At 56.4% G+C, this 15639-nt stretch carries 15 protein-coding genes; 5 read left to right on the forward strand and 10 right to left on the reverse strand.

Annotated elements, in window-relative coordinates; all coding sequences use genetic code 11:
- Positions 1-63 precede the first annotated feature (63 nt).
- The 4 genes from WV31_RS02725 to WV31_RS22635 all read right to left on the reverse strand — a co-directional run bounded on the left by WV31_RS02725 (position 64) and on the right by WV31_RS22635 (position 5496).
- Positions 64-1656: a flagellin N-terminal helical domain-containing protein gene (locus WV31_RS02725; RefSeq protein ID WP_085372154.1), complete on the reverse strand. Its 1593-nt coding sequence runs from the start codon at positions 1654-1656 to the stop codon at positions 64-66.
- A 364-nt stretch (positions 1657-2020) separates the two neighbouring features.
- The gene (locus tag WV31_RS02730; RefSeq protein ID WP_085372155.1) at positions 2021-2632 is read right to left on the reverse strand and encodes a formyltransferase family protein; all 612 of its coding nucleotides are present in this window, start codon (positions 2630-2632) and stop codon (positions 2021-2023) included.
- On the reverse strand, positions 2629-5331 hold the full coding sequence (gene topA / locus WV31_RS02735; RefSeq protein WP_085372156.1) for a type I DNA topoisomerase: 2703 nt from the start codon (positions 5329-5331) through the stop codon (positions 2629-2631). The genes WV31_RS02730 and topA overlap by 4 nt, the downstream gene beginning before the upstream one ends.
- A 33-nt stretch (positions 5332-5364) precedes the next feature.
- Positions 5365-5496 carry a hypothetical protein gene (locus WV31_RS22635; RefSeq protein ID WP_257788796.1) on the reverse strand — a complete coding sequence of 44 codons (132 nt, stop codon included), beginning with the start codon at positions 5494-5496 and terminating at the stop codon, positions 5365-5367.
- Between the two features lie 220 nt (positions 5497-5716).
- Between WV31_RS22635 and WV31_RS02740 the strand changes: the two genes are divergently transcribed.
- From WV31_RS02740 to WV31_RS02750, 3 genes are all read left to right on the forward strand, one after another.
- Positions 5717-6904 carry an integrase family protein gene (locus WV31_RS02740; RefSeq protein ID WP_085372157.1) on the forward strand — a complete coding sequence of 396 codons (1188 nt, stop codon included), beginning with the start codon at positions 5717-5719 and terminating at the stop codon, positions 6902-6904.
- Between the two features lie 65 nt (positions 6905-6969).
- Complete coding sequence (locus WV31_RS02745; protein ID WP_068494492.1) at positions 6970-7254, forward strand: toxin-antitoxin system TumE family protein; 285 nt, start codon at positions 6970-6972, stop codon at positions 7252-7254.
- Positions 7251-7607, forward strand: coding sequence for an HVO_A0114 family putative DNA-binding protein (locus tag WV31_RS02750; RefSeq protein ID WP_008616589.1), 357 nt, complete (start codon positions 7251-7253; stop codon positions 7605-7607). Before WV31_RS02745 ends, WV31_RS02750 begins: the two co-directional genes overlap by 4 nt.
- Positions 7608-7647: 40 nt before the next feature.
- Here the strand turns inward: WV31_RS02750 and WV31_RS02755 are convergent, their stop codons facing one another.
- The 6 genes from WV31_RS02755 to WV31_RS02785 all read right to left on the reverse strand — a co-directional run bounded on the left by WV31_RS02755 (position 7648) and on the right by WV31_RS02785 (position 12737).
- On the reverse strand, positions 7648-8154 hold the full coding sequence (locus WV31_RS02755; protein WP_237051464.1) for a helix-turn-helix domain-containing protein: 507 nt from the start codon (positions 8152-8154) through the stop codon (positions 7648-7650).
- A gap of 20 nt (positions 8155-8174) precedes the next feature.
- Complete coding sequence (locus WV31_RS02760) at positions 8175-8588, reverse strand: MucR family transcriptional regulator (RefSeq protein ID WP_085372158.1); 414 nt, start codon at positions 8586-8588, stop codon at positions 8175-8177.
- Entirely contained in the window at positions 8578-8856 is a 279-nt protein-coding gene (locus tag WV31_RS02765; RefSeq protein WP_008621826.1) for an HU family DNA-binding protein, read from the reverse strand. Before WV31_RS02765 ends, WV31_RS02760 begins: the two co-directional genes overlap by 11 nt.
- Before the next feature lie 59 nt (positions 8857-8915).
- Positions 8916-10013, reverse strand: coding sequence for a sensor histidine kinase (locus WV31_RS02770; protein WP_085372159.1), 1098 nt, complete (start codon positions 10011-10013; stop codon positions 8916-8918).
- A 60-nt stretch (positions 10014-10073) separates the two neighbouring features.
- Entirely contained in the window at positions 10074-10574 is a 501-nt protein-coding gene (locus tag WV31_RS02775) for a hypothetical protein (RefSeq protein ID WP_237051465.1), read from the reverse strand.
- 276 nt (positions 10575-10850) lie between these two features.
- Entirely contained in the window at positions 10851-12737 is a 1887-nt protein-coding gene (locus WV31_RS02785) for a diguanylate cyclase (protein WP_237051466.1), read from the reverse strand.
- Between the two features lie 223 nt (positions 12738-12960).
- Here WV31_RS02785 and nrdR point away from each other — a divergent pair, with 223 nt between their 5' ends.
- Together nrdR and WV31_RS02795 are read left to right on the forward strand one after the other, a co-directional pair.
- A complete protein-coding gene (gene nrdR, locus WV31_RS02790) occupies positions 12961-13422 on the forward strand; it encodes a transcriptional regulator NrdR (RefSeq protein WP_085372162.1) in 462 nt (153 codons plus the stop codon).
- A 117-nt stretch (positions 13423-13539) separates the two neighbouring features.
- Positions 13540-15636, forward strand: a complete 2097-nt coding sequence (locus WV31_RS02795; protein WP_085372163.1) for an ATP-binding protein — start codon at positions 13540-13542, stop codon at positions 15634-15636.
- Positions 15637-15639: the final 3 nt, after the last annotated feature.

The following is a 15639-nucleotide window of genomic DNA, read 5'->3' on the forward strand; positions in this document are numbered from 1 at the left end:
GACCGGACAAAAGAAAAGAGGTGGCAAAGCCACCTCTTTCCCCAAGTTTTACGCCATTTCGACTTAACGGAACAGCGACAGGATCGACTTTTCGTTCTGACCGGCGAAGGACAGCGCCTGGATACCCAGCTGCTGGCGGGTCTGCAGGGCCAGCAGGTTGGCGCCTTCCTCGTTCAGATCGGCCAGGGTCAGCTTGCCCGAGCCGGCCTGCAGCAGGTCGACGTAGTTCTTGGTGAAGTCCAGACGGGTGTTGAGCAGGGCGACGTTGGTACCCAGGTTCTGGGCCACCGAACGCAGCGTCTCGAGGTTGACGTCCAGATTGTTCACCAGGTCGTTGACCACGCCCGACAGGTTGGCGTCCAGCACATACTGGCCGGACACGTAGCCGAGGTTGGTTTCGGCCGAGATGCGCACGCCGTAGGCACCGGTGATGCCGCCGGCGCTGAAATAGGCCTGGCCCTTGATGTTGCCGCCGTTGGCCGAGGCGAACACGCCGGCCTGCGAGAACGTGATGGTGTCCTGGCCGGTGATCGAGCCGGAGCCCAGGGTCAGGGTCAGCACCGCACCCGCCGCAGTGCCGAAGCTGCCGTTGACGAAGGTGCTGGTGGTGGTGAAGGTGCCGGCGGCGGAATTGCCGGCCGACGCCACGGTGAAGGTCAGGTTGTAGGCACCATAAGAGAAGGTGTAGGTGCCCTGGGCCAGCGAATTGCCGGTCAGGCCATTGAGGGTGATGTCAATGGTGTCGCCCTTGGTCAGGGCCGAGATGCCGCCCTGGCTGAGGGCCGTGTACTCGACCGCGAACTTGTTGTTGTTCTGGGTGCTGCCCTGGGTGACGTTCAGGTCGGACAGCGCCGTGCCGGTCAGATCGGCGGTGGTGGCGCGGAAATTGAAGTCCTGGCCGTTGGTGAACACCGAGGTGGTGGTGAACGCGACACTGCCGCCCAGGTCGGCCTGGGTGGCGGCGCCGGCGGAGAACACGGTGAAGCTGACCGTGGCCGAGCCGTAGGAGAAGGTGTAGGTGCCCGAGGTCAGCGCGGTGGCGGTGCCGGCATAGGTGGCCTTGACCACGCCGCTGGTGCCCAGCGCCACGCCGGTGGCGTCGTCGAACGACAGCTGGAAGCCGCCGTTGGAGGTCACGGCCTTGGCGATGTTCAGACCGGCGGCGCCGACCTTCACGTCCACCGAGCCCACTTCGAGGCTGGAGCCGGTCAGGTTGGAGAAGCTGACGGTCAGGGTCTGGCCCTTGCCGGCGATCAGGTTCTGGCCCTGATACTGGCTGTCGGTGGCCAGATTGTCGAGCTGGCTGCGCAGAGCGTTGAACTGCGACACCAGGCTGCTGATCTGGGAGCTCGAAGCGGACTGGGCGTTCAGCGCCAGACCCTTGAGCTGCTTCACCAGGGTGGTGACGCCGGAAATGCCCCGCAGCGCGGTGGACAGCGCGGACACGCCCTGGTCGATGTTGTCTTTCTTGCCCTGGAAGTCGCTGGCGCGGTCGGACAGCGCCTTGGCCTGGAAGTAGGCGACCGGATCGTCGATGGCGCTGGCGACCTTCAAACCGGTCGACAGACGGCTCTGGGTACGATTCACGAGGCCTTGGGTGGACTGCAGAGCCAGCAGATTGCTGCGGACGGCAGAGGTAAGGGTGACGTCAGACATAACTGATCTCCTTTCTAGAGAGGCCGGTGCGATTCTCGCCCCGGGCTTCCTTACATTCCCCGCAACCGGCAAGCCACTGGCTGCGGGTCGCATGCAGGGAGCACACTTCCTAACAACATCAGTCTAGATCAACTGACAGTCCCGGCGCAACCGAATTTTTGCCAATCACTTCAACATGATGCCGAGATCGGGAATAAAGGATTTATTAACCCTTCACCACGAAAGGATATATGGCGCAACAACAAAGTAACAGCCGTGTAAATATCAGAAATTCTCTTGAGAGCATCGGGGCTCCCAACAATGAAACGACTTAAGTTATCGATCGATACGCCAGCCGGACCGTTACATGAATTCAAAATATGGGTTATTTCCGCCCCGGTATTACCTCTTCTCCGCGACAAGAACATGACTCCAACGTTCGCACAGGCGTTTTCCACCCATCGGCGAGAAGGTGCGCCAGCGTTTCCTTATCCTTCATCCGGTGGAGACTGCCGCCCCCCGCCTGCGGCCGGCGCGGGCAGGTCCCGGCAAGGATCGAGGGCCAGCTTTCCTTGAACAGGTCCTGGATCTCGGCCTGGAGGCGGGCATAGGTGGAGGCCAGGGTGTCCTCGTCCGGCGCGAACGCCACTTCCTTCTGGGCCAGGATGTCGCCGGTATCCACCCCATCGGCCAGGCAGTGGATGGTGACGCCCTTGGGCGTGCCGTCGACGAAGCTCCAGAAGTTGGGGTCCGCCCCCCGGTTCCAGGGCAGCAGCGAGATGTGCAGGTTGACCGCCACCTCGGGCATGGCCGCCAGCACGTCGGCTTTGAGGATGTGGCGATAGCCATAGCTGACCACCGCCTGAAAGCCCCCAGCCCGCACGAAAGCGGCGTCGATCCGGTCTTCCGTCTGCACCACCTCGCCCCCCCGGCTCCGCAGCCAGGCGAGCAGCGGCGAATCGGCGGGGCCGAGGAAGAGGACGGTGCCGCCGCTCATGTCTTGGCGGCGGCCTTCTTGGCCGGAGCCTTCCTGGCGGCCGGCTTCTTGGCGGCGGCTTTCTTGGCCGGAGCCTTCTTCGGCCCCGCCTCGGCCTTGGCGGCCGGCGCGGCCTTGCGGCCCCGGGCCGGCTTGGCCGGGCCCTTGGCGGCCTTGGCGGCAATCAGGGCCAGGGCGGCCTCCAGCGTCACCGTATCGATGGTGACGTCCTTGGGCAGGGTGGCATGCACGCCATCGCGGGAGACGTAGGGGCCATAGCGCCCCTCGTGCAGGGTGACCGGCTTGCCCTCGTGCTCGCCGAGCGTCTTGAGCGGACCGGCGGCCCCCCTGCCCTTGGCCTGGGACAGCAGTTCCATGGCGCGGTTCATGCCGATGACCAGGACGTCGTCGTCCTTGGCCAGGGATTTGTAGGTGCCGTCATGCACCACATAGGGGCCGAAGCGGCCGACACCCGCCGAAATGGACTTGCCGGTCTCGGGATGGGTGCCGATCAGGCGCGGCAGGGCCAGCAGGCGGCAGGCGATGTCCAGGGTGACGTCGGCGGGCTCCAGCCCCTTGTAGAGCGACACCCGCTTGGGCTTTGGCGCCTTGACGGCTTTTGCGGCCTTGGGGGCCTTCTTGCCCTTTTCCGGAGCGGGCGCGGGCTCGGCCTTCAGGGTCGATTCGTCGCCCAACTGGACATAGGTGCCGTAGGGGCCCTTGCGCAGCGTGACCGGCAGGCCGCTTACGGGATCAAGGCCCAGCTCCTTGGGGCCTTCCCTCACCTCGTCCTCGCCCTCGCCCCCGGTGGTCAGCGGGCGGGTGAAGCGGCATTCGGGATAGGCGGAGCAGCCGATGAAGGCGCCGAACTTGCCCAATTTCAGCGACAGCCGCCCGGCGTTGCAGGTGGGGCAGGAGCGCGGATCGTGGCCCGAACCGGTATCGGGGAAGAAGTGCGGCCCCAAAAGCTCGTCGAGCGCGTCCAGCACCTGGGCGACGCGCAGGTCCTTGGTCTCGTCCACCGCGCCGGAGAAGTCCTTCCAGAACACCTCCAGCACCTTCTTCCAGTCGATGCGCCCGCCGGAGATGTCGTCCAGCTGGTTCTCGAGATCGGCGGTGAAGTTGTACTCCACATAGCGGCCGAAGAAGCTTTCCAGGAAGGCGGTGACCAGACGGCCCCGGTCCTCGGGGATGAAGCGCCGCTGGTCCAGGCGGACGTAATTGCGGTCCTGCAGCACCGACAGGATGGAGGCGTAGGTGGACGGCCGGCCGATGCCCAGCTCCTCCATGCGCTTGACCAGAGAGGCTTCGGAAAAGCGGGGCGGCGGCTGGGTGAAGTGCTGCTCGGTGCGCATGGCCTTGCGCTCCATGGCGTCCTTCTCATTCACGTCGGGCAGCAGCTTTTCCGCGTCCTCGTCGTCGGAATCGTCCTTGTCCTCGCGGTAGACCTTCATGAAGCCGTCGAACACCACCACCGAGCCGGTGGCGCGGAAGACGATGCCGTGCTGGTCGCCGGCGATGTCGACGCCCACCTGGTCCAGCTCGGCCGCCGCCATCTGGCTGGCGAGCGTCCGCTTCCAGATCAGCTCGTAGAGGCGCAGCTGATCCTTGTCGAGGTAGCGGGCCACGTCCTCGGGACGGCGCGCCAGATCGGTGGGGCGGATGGCCTCGTGGGCTTCCTGGGCGTTCTTGGCCTTGGTCTTGTAGAGGCGCGGCGCCTCGGGGACGTAGGATTTGCCGAAATCCTCGGCGATCACGGCCCGGGCGCCTGCTATGGCCTCGGCGGCCATCTGTACGCCGTCGGTTCGCATATAGGTGATCAGACCCACCGTCTCGCCGCCGATGTCGACGCCTTCATACAGGCGCTGGGCCAACTGCATGGTGCGCGCCGCGGCGAAGTACAGCTTGCGGCTGGCTTCTTGTTGCAGGGTCGAGGTGGTGAACGGCGGATAGGGATTGCGCCTGGTCCGCTTGCGCTCCACCGAGGCGACCGAGTAGCGGGCCGATGCCGCCTTCTTCTCGGCGTCGCGGGCCAGGGCTTCCGACGACAGGTCGAACTTGTCCAGCTTCCTGCCGCCCAGATGGGTCAGCCCCGCCGACAACAGCGCCCCCTTGGGGGTCAGGAAGTCGGCGGCGATGGTCCAGTACTCGCGGGGCTTGAAGCTTTCGATCTCGGATTCGCGCTCGCAGATCAGGCGCAGCGCCACCGACTGCACGCGGCCCGCCGAGCGCGAGCCCGGCAGCTTGCGCCACAGCACCGGCGAGAGGGTGAAGCCCACCAGATAGTCCAGCGCGCGCCGCGCCAGATAGGCGTCCACCAGTTCCTGGTGGATGTCGCGGGGATTGCGCATGGCCTCGGTCACCGCCGATTTGGTGATCTCGTTGAACACCACCCGCTTGACCTCGACCCCCTTCAGGGCCTTTTTCGCCTCCAGCACCTGGCGGACATGCCAGGAGATGGCCTCGCCCTCGCGATCCGGGTCGGTGGCCAGAAACAGTTTGTCGGCGCCCTTGACGGCGGCCACGATCTCCTTGATCTGGCGCTCGGACTTGGCATCCGTCTCCCAGTCCATGGCGAAGCCCTCGTCGGGCCTGACCGAGCCGTCCTTGGGCGGCAGATCGCGGATATGGCCGTAGGAGGCCAGCACGTGGAAGTCGCTGCCCAGATATTTGTTGATGGTCTTGGCCTTGGCCGGAGACTCGACGACGACGACTTTCATCCGCACCCGTTCACTTCCAAAAGGCGCCCGGACTCAGCCGACCAGCAGCGAGACCCGGTTGCCGGGATGGCGCTCCAGACGCCCCGCCAGTTCAATCTCCAGCAGGACCCAGGACACCATGGAGGGTGACAATTGGCATTGGCGGATGATTTCGTCAACCCCAATCGCACACCATTGATTTTATTGTTTTTTTCTCAATTTCAATGTCCTAACGGGGGGCTGAGCTGAGAATGCATACAGAACACAACGCCAACATAACGTACACGAGTGTACTTCGCTGCTTACCAGTTGCTTTCCCGAAAAGGCTGCCGACATTCGAATAAGAAAGGCGGAAATCCGCCATTTCTCTGGATGAGCAAAGCCTAACACGTCGAAGGAATCCACTGTGCCTAAAATTCGCCTAACCACCACCGCTCTTCGCAACCTCGTGCCGCAATGCACTGACAGAATCTACTGGGATGAAACTCTGCCGGGGTTTGGCGTCAAGGTCACCCCCAATGGGCACAGGAGCTATGTCGTTCAGTACCGCAACTCGTATGGCGTAGATCGACGCATGACACTTTCAGATGTGCGAGTGCTGACCATTGAGCAAGCTCGAACCAGAGCGAAAGAAGTGTTGGCGAAAGTAACTCTGGGCGGCGACCCCGCTAAAGACAAGCAGGATGACAGAAAGTGCATCACTATAAATGATATACTTGATTTGTACATGGCAAATCACATTGAGAAAAAAGGAGCAAACACGCAGCGTTCCTACAGAGCAATGTATAAAAATTATGTGCGTCCATTCATGGGAACTAAGCCATGGAAGGATGTCACCCAAGATGACTGCCAGAAGCTACTCGATCATGTGACGGAGACATCGGGAGAAGGGAATGGCAACAATGCCGTTGGCTACCTTCGATCCGCCTGGAACTGGTGTATCCCAAAAATTCTGCCGATGAACAGCAACCCAACATTTAAAGTTGAGATGAACGAGAAGAAATCAAGAGATGTTGTGATCGATGAAAATGAATATAGAGAGCTATACAAAGCCCTCATTGCCCATCGAGCAGCAAACCCTCAAAACAACCCATCAATGTATCTGGCAATCGAAATGATTATTTTCACAGCCGCCCGAAAAATGGAGGTGTTGTCAATGCAGTGGGATGCCGTAAAAGATGGATATATTCATGTGACTGACAAAGGAAATTCACGGCGTCGCAAGCCGAAGATCAAGCAAATCGTGATCACGGAACCCGTTCAGGAACTGCTTGGCCGAATCCCGAAAAACTCAAAGTGGCTTTTTGCTCGTTCCACGGCCCCGGAATTACACATCACCTCAGTTGACGAAGTATGGTGTGATGTCCGAAAGGAAGCTGGCTTGCCCCATGTGAACATCCACGATCTTCGCCGATCATGGATTACGTTCGCCATTGATGACTTGAAGATTAGCCTTGAGACGGTCTCGAAGGCAGTTGGGCACTCAAGCCCGGAGGTCACCAGAATCCACTACAACAAGATTGCCCGGAAAACCAAGCTCAAGGCGAATCACGACATTGCAGAAGGATTGGCATCTGCAATGATGGGCGATTAGATGCATCAGCCCGCAGCAATCTATGGCCGTTGATACCATAAATCTGATATGGTTCTGAGGATCGGATGAAGGCGACCCTTATTCTCCACACCAAGGCGGTCTACGACGATGGGTCCATCGTTGAGATGAGAGTCTGGGCAGTGCCGATGCAGGTTCAAGGCAGCGGCCATGGTTTCAAGTACTCGCTGTTCTACGGTCGAGACGGAAGGCGGATCGTCGGCTACGACAACGAGGCTGGAAAGGGCGATCACCGGCATCTTGATGGCGATGAGACTGCGTACTCATTCTCCACCATTGAGCAGTTGATTGAGGATTTTAAGGCCGATGTCAGACGGCGGAGGGCAAATTGAACCGGATCAATGTTTCCATCGGCAACGGGCATAGCGATCCTCTTGATGACATGGGCAAGAGAGTGATCGCGGCATGGCATAACGCCGAACATGGAAAAATCGGTGAACCCGAACTCAACGTGACATTCGAGTCTATGGAGGCTTTTCTCCGTCACGTTACGCCGAAGCGATTGGAAATGGTTCGCTTCCTTCGGGAGCACCCCACGACATCAGTTGCAGAACTCGCCCGGCAACTCGGTCGAGATTATAAAAACGTCTATGAAGATGTGGACGCCCTGGCCGCTGCGGGGTTGATCGAAAAGGAAGGTCGGTCGATCAGGGCGATTGCAGACGAGATAGTCCTGAAGCTTTAGGGAATTTCCAGAGCAGCATGGTGTTCCGCCAAGCCCCCCATTATTTGGCACCGCCCAGAGCCTTTGCCATCGCCAGAACCTGATCCCGGACCTTGAGGTCATTGATGCTGAAATAGGCTCGGACCAATTCGAGGGTTTCCCGCCGTGTCATCGGATCATCGTCGGGGACATCAACTGACTTGGTGACATTGCCACGGATCACCTCGACCGGCGATGCTGCCTGGGCAGTCGAAGAGATTTCCTCAAAAAAGTAGCCAACCCGGACATCCAGAACACGGGATAGATCGAACAGCCTGGATGCTCCGACCCGATTGGCTCCACGTTCGTACTTCTGGACCTGCTGGAAGGTCAGCCCCAGGCATTCTCCAAGCTTCTCCTGGCTCATTCCAAGCAGGGTCCGACGAAGCCGAATGCGGGCACCAACATGAACATCAATGGGATTGGCACTGCCATCGTCCAAGCGACCTCTGGTAGACCGGCCAGCCTTCTTGGCGACCTTGGCAGGCTTGGGGGCGATTGCGGGCTTGGCACTCTTACGTGGCGGCATGGTGATCCCTTCCCCGTTCATCAGGTGGCTGATTTTGGCTTCCGGTTCGTCCGGGAATAGCCCAGCCCAACAGCCTTCGCAAACTCCGATCTGCGTGCAGCGTATTCTGGAGCGACGAGGGGATAATCCTTGGGCAAAGCCCACTTGGTCCGGTACTCGTCGGCGGTCAGCCCGTGCCCAGTCGTGAGGTGTCGCTTGAGCATCTTCTGCCGATCACCGCATTCCAAACAGACAATGTAATCAGGGGTCACCGACCGTTTCACCGAAACGGCAGGCTGCTGCCGTTCAGCCGGGACTGAAGCGGGGTTGTCGGCACCGGCTAAAGTCGAATAAACGGACTTGATCAGGCTTGGGATTTCAGTGGCAGCCAAGGTGCTGCTGCCCAGGTAGGCAGAAACGATCTTGGTGGTCAGTGCCTTGATGTCATCGGCCATTGATGGTGTCCTTGAGGCTCTTTCCGGCGGTGAATTTGGCAGACTTGCTGGCCGCGATGGTGAGGGTCTTGCCAGTCTGCGGATTCCTGCCTTCACGTGCAGGACGGGCAGAAACCGAGAAAGACCCGAAGCCAACAAGACGCACGTCATCGCCCGATTTCATGGCGGCGGTGATGGCTTCGAATACAGCGTCGATGGCACTTGCCGCGTCGGCCTTGGTCATGTTGGCACCATCGGCAACGGCGGCGATCAATTCGGACTTGTTCATTTGCCCCTCCCTACCAAACAAAAACGGAATGACTAACAGGCATCATTTATCAAACGGATTCACTCAGATATCGGCAAGGTAAACAGGAAAGTCGAGCCGCCTGAAGGTGATTGCTCGACCCAAATCTCTCCCCCGTGCCGCTCGACAATCTTCTTGCAGACAGAAAGACCGATCCCTGTTCCCTCGTATACCTCTCGGGTATGAAGTCGTTTGAAAAGCATAAAAATTCGGTCGAAGTATTCTGGTGCGATCCCGATACCATTATCTTGAACAGAGAAGACCGCCTTCCCATTATCGAGGCGAACATCTACGGCGATGTGGGGTCTTATCCCCTCTGTTCGATATTTGATGGCATTCCCAATTAGGTTTTGGAAAAGCCGATCTAATTGGTGGCCATCCCCAACCACCATGAGCGAAGCATTCACATCGACGACCACGTGTGCATCACACTCGGAAATGGCTGTCCCAAGATTTCTCACGGCACGGGAAATGGCATCACCGATCCGCATCGGAACCAGTGGTTCTCCCTGTCTATCAATTCTGGAGAATGCAAGCAGGTCCAGAACCATAGCATCCATTCGCCGGGCACCGTCGCGGACGAAGCCAATAAATTCATGCCCATCTGCGTCAAAGTGATGTCCGTAGCGGCGTTCAATCAGGTCAACATAGCTGCTGATCATACGGAGTGGCTCACGAAGATCATGGGATGCGACGTAGGCAAATTGCTCAAGTTCAGCGTTGGATGCCGCCAAATCCTTACAGGCAATTCCCAGTTTTTCTTCGCTCTCCTGTCTGACAGAGACATCAAAACAATAGCCGACATACCCGAGAAATTCGCCGGACTGGTTTTGAATTGGGATTCCGTAATCTACGATCCAACCGTATTCGCCACAGGCACGCTTGATGCGGTATTCCATGTCGAACGGCTGACGAAGTGCGAAGGCATCAAGATAAATTTTCAAGCAGCGATCAAAATCATCAGGATGGACACCTTCCGCCCATCCGTTCCCCATCTCTTGCTCCATTGTCCTGCCGGTATAGGCGAGCCATGCGGGGTTGAACCAATTGCATTTGGCATCGAGACCTGCACGCCAGATCAGAATCGGGGCAGCTTTTAGGAGTTCGAGATCAGGCCAGCCTGTGTTTGCAACAATCATGGCCGTCCTCCGCCTTCACGCCGATCAAATGCTACCAAAGATTTATATCTTTCATCAACCTCAAGCAAAATGGTCCGGAGATTTAGCACCTTCCATTGTGCACCGATCCCCAACGGACTCCTCCTTCACCCGGAGGATTCCTGCCTCCAATCCCGCAGCAATCACCGTATCCGAAATGGCATCCTTGATTTCATCAGGCAGAATTATTGCGGCCCTCCATGAGCCATCTGGTGCCCGATATGTTGGCAAGGAAACCTCGGTACTTTTGTCATCAGCCCTCACCTTGACTCCTTGGATGATCATCTCGATGCCATCAAAGACGACCTCAACATCAGCCAAGGCACGTAGCTTACCGGCATTCTTCACTTCGGTGATGCCGATTGCCGATACAGTAATCGATGCAGTGTCCATGGTCGGATTTACGTTCATCATCTCCGCCTTGATGGCATAAGCCGAATACGATAACCTTTTCTGGTGGCATCCCCCCGATGCGGCCACATCTGGATAGATCACCCCCGTAAACCTGATCCATCCAGCACGATCCGGCGGTGGAGTTCTCACCAGTTCTCCACCGCCGACCTGCTTTACGGCTCGTTCCGAATCACAGGCACAGCCACAAAGTACTCCGGGTCTTCCAGGGTGCGAATCGACACCATTAGTGTCTCGTGCCKGTTCACCAKCCGGGCATGYGGAACCCCATCAACGGYCGTCCAAAGCCGTGACACCTCCCACACCTTTCTGGTCGGATCGTTGGCTTTCATGAACAAGTCACCGACTTGGATGGGGGGAGGTTTTCGTCCGAATATTGCCATGTTCGCCCAACCTGCCTGCCCGAAATTATACCGCCATGTCGCGAACTGCCTGGATGTGCCCAAAGAACTTTCGATCTTCGGACAGCATGTGCTTTGCCACCACGTCATAGGCCAGAAAATTGAACAGGTCGCCCAAGGCCAGTTCGCCGGATGTGAAAWTYGCCACCAATTCCCCGGCACGGTCGATTAGACCCTGGTGGGTTTGGGCATGTTCATCAGCACCGGAATATCCTATCGAGCGGAAAACTGCTTCTTCATCCCGGAAATGATCCAGAAGGTCCGCAACAAGTGCTTCGATCTGAGGTGCCACCTCATCGGTTGGTCGCTCTCCGATGACCGCTGTCAGCAAATTATTTGCGTGTTCGAATAGATTTCGGTGCTGCGTATCGAGCAAAGCATGGCCGGACTCGTAGGTGCTCCTCCAGACCAGACGTAGAAACGAGAGATCGAGAAGCTCTGCCTCATCGGCTTCATCAGCCTCGCAGGCATCGGTTACGACTCGGTTCCTCCCACCTTCCTTTGCCGCGTAAAGGGCTGCATCAGACCGGCATAGCCAAGATTCCCATGTTTCATCTTCACGGTATTCGGCGACACCAAAGCTGGCGGTAACATGCCCAACACCAGGAAAATCGAAGGCCATAACCGCCTTACGGATTCGTTCGGCAAGCAGGATTGCGATCATTAGTCCACTGTTTGGGGTGACGATCACGAATTCCTCACCGCCCCAACGACCGAGCAGATCGGTGGAACGCATGCACTTTTGGGCGATGTCACAAAATGTCTTCAGAACTTCATCGCCTACAGCATGGCCATAGCCGTCATTGACCCTCTTGAAGTGGTCCAGATCGATAAAGATCAATGAAACAGGGTGACCATATCGCGAATTTCGGAGCATTTCCTGTTGGGCAGATTCTTCGATTCTGATGCGGCTCCAAGCTCCCGTCAGAGCGTCATGTCGGGCCAAATGCTCCAGTTTCTCGCGTGCCTCAACAAGTTCGGCATTCGATGCAGCAAGGGCCGCAACGGTTTTGGAGAGTTCCTGGTTTAGAACTTCGAGTTCGTGGCTACGTTCGGCCAGATGCTGTTCTGCGATTTTGCGTTCTGTGATGTCAGAAACGACGCAGACCAGACCCGCACGCCCATCTTTGTAAGCGGGCATGTGACGGGCGGTCAGTTGCCCCCAGAACGCAGTGCCATTTGACCGCCAATAATGGCGTTCCAGGTTGACGTTGGCCCGATCCTGGACCAGATGATCCGCCATGTTCTTTCGGGCTGTTTCCTGCTCTACGGGATCGACCAGATCGACGTATTCCATGCCAACCAGCAATTCCAATGGCATCATGAACATTTCCGCCATCCGTTGGTTGGCCGCACCAATCCGGCCACTGGAATCGATGGTGAAAATGGCCACACTGGAATTGTCGAAAATCAGCCGCAGCAGCCCCTCCTTGTCACGAAGGGTTTCCTCGGCTTCACGTCGTTCAGTGATGTCCGTGTACAGCGTGATGAATCCGCCGCTCGGCAGTGGCTGGCCTGAAATCTCCAGAATGGTTCCATCAGGCCGAACACGCTCGAACTGGTGTGGCTTCATCGCCATGGCTCTCTGGACAACCTGCCCAGCGAGTTCCTCTGGGTCACCTGGACCGTATTCACCGCGTCGTGCGTTGAACATGGCCAGGGATTCCATGGAGGGCAGGCTGCCTTCAAACAATTGGTCAGGGAAATCCAACAGCCGTCTGAACAAGCCATTGCAGGCAACCATCTCCAGGTTCTGATCGAACAGTGTTACGCCGCACGGAAGGTGCTCGATGATCGACTGGATGATGTGGCGGCATTCTGGAGAACTGGCGAGCATCAGCAAGCCGCTGATGCCGCTATGTTCAACTTGCTGGCTGGCCCAATTTTCAGACATTTCGGATATCAGCCGGTTCCAATTTCCGCCATCAAAAGTTCTATCAAAAGTATGGTTGAGCTATGTCCGTGGGGTCAATCCTAAGTGCCACCGGGTTCCCATGTTGTTACAAGTCGTCGCAAATCCAATGCCGATATGCACGACTGCCCATGCCACCATTCTTGCTGGCGGTCGCCATTTCCTGAATGATTGCCCTGGATATTGATAGGGGGGAGGCGATCCAATGCGATGCCCATTTTGCGGCCAGGAGGATACCCAGGTGAAGGATTCACGCCCGACCGACGACAATGCGGCCATCCGTCGCCGCAGAGCTTGTCCAGGGTGTGGATCACGGTTCACCACCTTCGAACGGGTTCAAATCCGTGATCTGGTCGTGGTCAAAAAGGACGGATCACGCTCGCCCTTCGACCGGGAGAAGGTGGTCAAGTCACTTCAGATCGCCCTGCGAAAACGCCCTGTCGAAGATGACCAGATCGAACGCATTGCCAATGGCATCTACCGCCGCCTTGAGAGCTTGGGAGAAAACGAGGTTCCGTCCAAGCTCATCGGTGAACTGGTGATGGACGTGCTGATGGAACTCGATCAGGTCGCCTATTTGCGGTACGCCTCGGTCTACCGGAACTTCCGTGAAGCCAAGGATTTCGGGGATTTCCTGGGAAAGATGGGAACCAGCAGAAGCGATTGAGGCATTCAGACCATCACCCAGAAGGCACGATGGAAGTGTGACTTGATCAAGCAGCTTCCCGTTTACGCACCATACCATTAGGATAATGGGCTTTCGTATCTTGAATCTGCATGGCCCATGGCGACTCAGCAGCAAACAGTGCCAACAATCACCCCTCATCGCGGCAAAGCGATTCTAGTTGGCGGCGTAATTGCCCCTATTTTCTTGGTAATTACCATTGCTTTTGTCGCATTAATAAAAATGCGTGAACAAGCAGAATTTCGAATCGCTGCCGCCACTCAAAATCTTGCCCAAACAATAGCCCTGACTATAGATGGGCAAATTGATGCCATTGATGTGGCTTTGCAAGCGGTTGCGGATGATATTGGCGAGAACACATCTAGTGAAAAATTTTCTGACAGTGAGATTACAGAGATGCTATACCGACAGCAAAGCCGACTGCCATTAATAGACCATCTATGGGCATCAAATGAGCGTGGAGATGTGGTCTATGGAGTTGGCATATCGAATCCGACACCAAGCATTGCTGATCGAGACTACTTCTTGAAGCAATTAAGCTCTAAAGGGCAGAGCATATTTATAAGCAAGCCCGTTTTTGGGAAGGTTAATAAAAAATGGATTTGGGTGTTTTCAAGAAAAATTGAAAACCGTAACCGAGAATTTAAAGGGGTTGCGTTTGCCGTTATATTTACAGATCGTGTACAGGAAATTTTTGATAAAATCAAAATGGAAGGTGGCGGATCGATTGCGTTACGTGACGATAATCTTGGGCTTATTGCACGCAGCACTTATGAAAAACAAAACCCAATTGCAATTGGCGATTCTAAAATATCAAAGCCATTTGAGGAAATGCTATCCATCAACATGAACGAGGGAACCTATAGCAGTGATGGGACCGGTCCCGACACATTTATACGTACCTACTCATATAGACGCAGTGAAAAATATGGTTTCCTCGTCAATGTTGGGCTTTCTCGTGAGAACGCACTCGCCGATTGGCGTCAGCAAGCGACAATTATTGCCGGACTTGTTCTCGCATTTGCCTCTGCGGTAATCGCCCTATCCTTGACACTGCACCGGGCGTGGAACCGCCAGAAGCACGACATGCAGATGCTGATTGAGAGCAAGGAGACGCTGCATGAGGCACAGCGAATTGCAAATTTGGGACACTATACGTATCACGTCACGGATGACCGGTGGGAAAGCTCAGATGTCCTGGATAACCTGTTCGGCATAGGGTCCGATTACGTTCGGGATGCGGAGCATTGGCTTGCTTTGGTTGCCCCCGAAAGCAGGGAGGAAATGGCCTCCTACCTCAAGGAAATTATTGCTCACGGAGAAAGGTTCGAGCGTCAGTACCCCATTCAACGCCAGTCCACCGGAGAAATTCGTTGGGTCTCGGGGCTTGGAAATATCGAACGAGATGCTAACGGCGTTGCCGTGCGTATGTCGGGAACCATACAAGATATTACCGAACGAGTTGTCGCTGAACAGGCCATGCGTGAACGAACAGATCTACTTACCCAATCAAATGCCGATTTGGAGCAATTTGCATATGTTGCATCACATGATCTTCAAACACCCTTACGCAATATAATTAGCTACTCACAACTTTTGACGCGACGATACAAAGGTAAACTCGATTCAGACGCCGATGACTTTATTGATTTTATCATCGACAACTCGATGAAGATGTCAAAACTCATAACAGACTTGCTCGAGTATTCTCGAATCACCAGTCAAACCCGCCCACTTGAGCCAATTTCTGCAAGCGAAGCTGCGAATCAAGCCTTGGCAAACCTTCACCACGAGCTTGAGGAGTCAGAGGCTGAGGTGGAGATTGGAAAACTTCCCTTGGTTCTGGCTGACACTCCCCATCTGGTTAGCCTCTTTCAGAACCTTATCGGCAATGCCATTAAATACCGATCTGAAGATCGCGTGCCTCGAATTTCAGTTTCTGCAATTCGGGAAAGTGTAAAATTCTGGCAGTTCGCCGTCAGTGACAATGGGGTTGGTATCGATCCTGAATACCACTCGAAGATTTTTGAAATTTTTCAGCGACTAACCCCGACTTCTGATGTTCAGGGCACTGGAATTGGCCTAACTCTTTGCCGTCGAATTGTACAGCGGTTCGGGGGAACCATCTGGGTAGAATCTAATCCTGGTCTCGGATCGACGTTTTTCTTCAGGTTACGCGATGGCAGTGAAACATAAGCA

Origin of the sequence: Magnetospirillum sp. ME-1, assembly GCF_002105535.1 — a bacterium.
Lineage (GTDB): Bacteria > Pseudomonadota > Alphaproteobacteria > Rhodospirillales > Magnetospirillaceae > Phaeospirillum.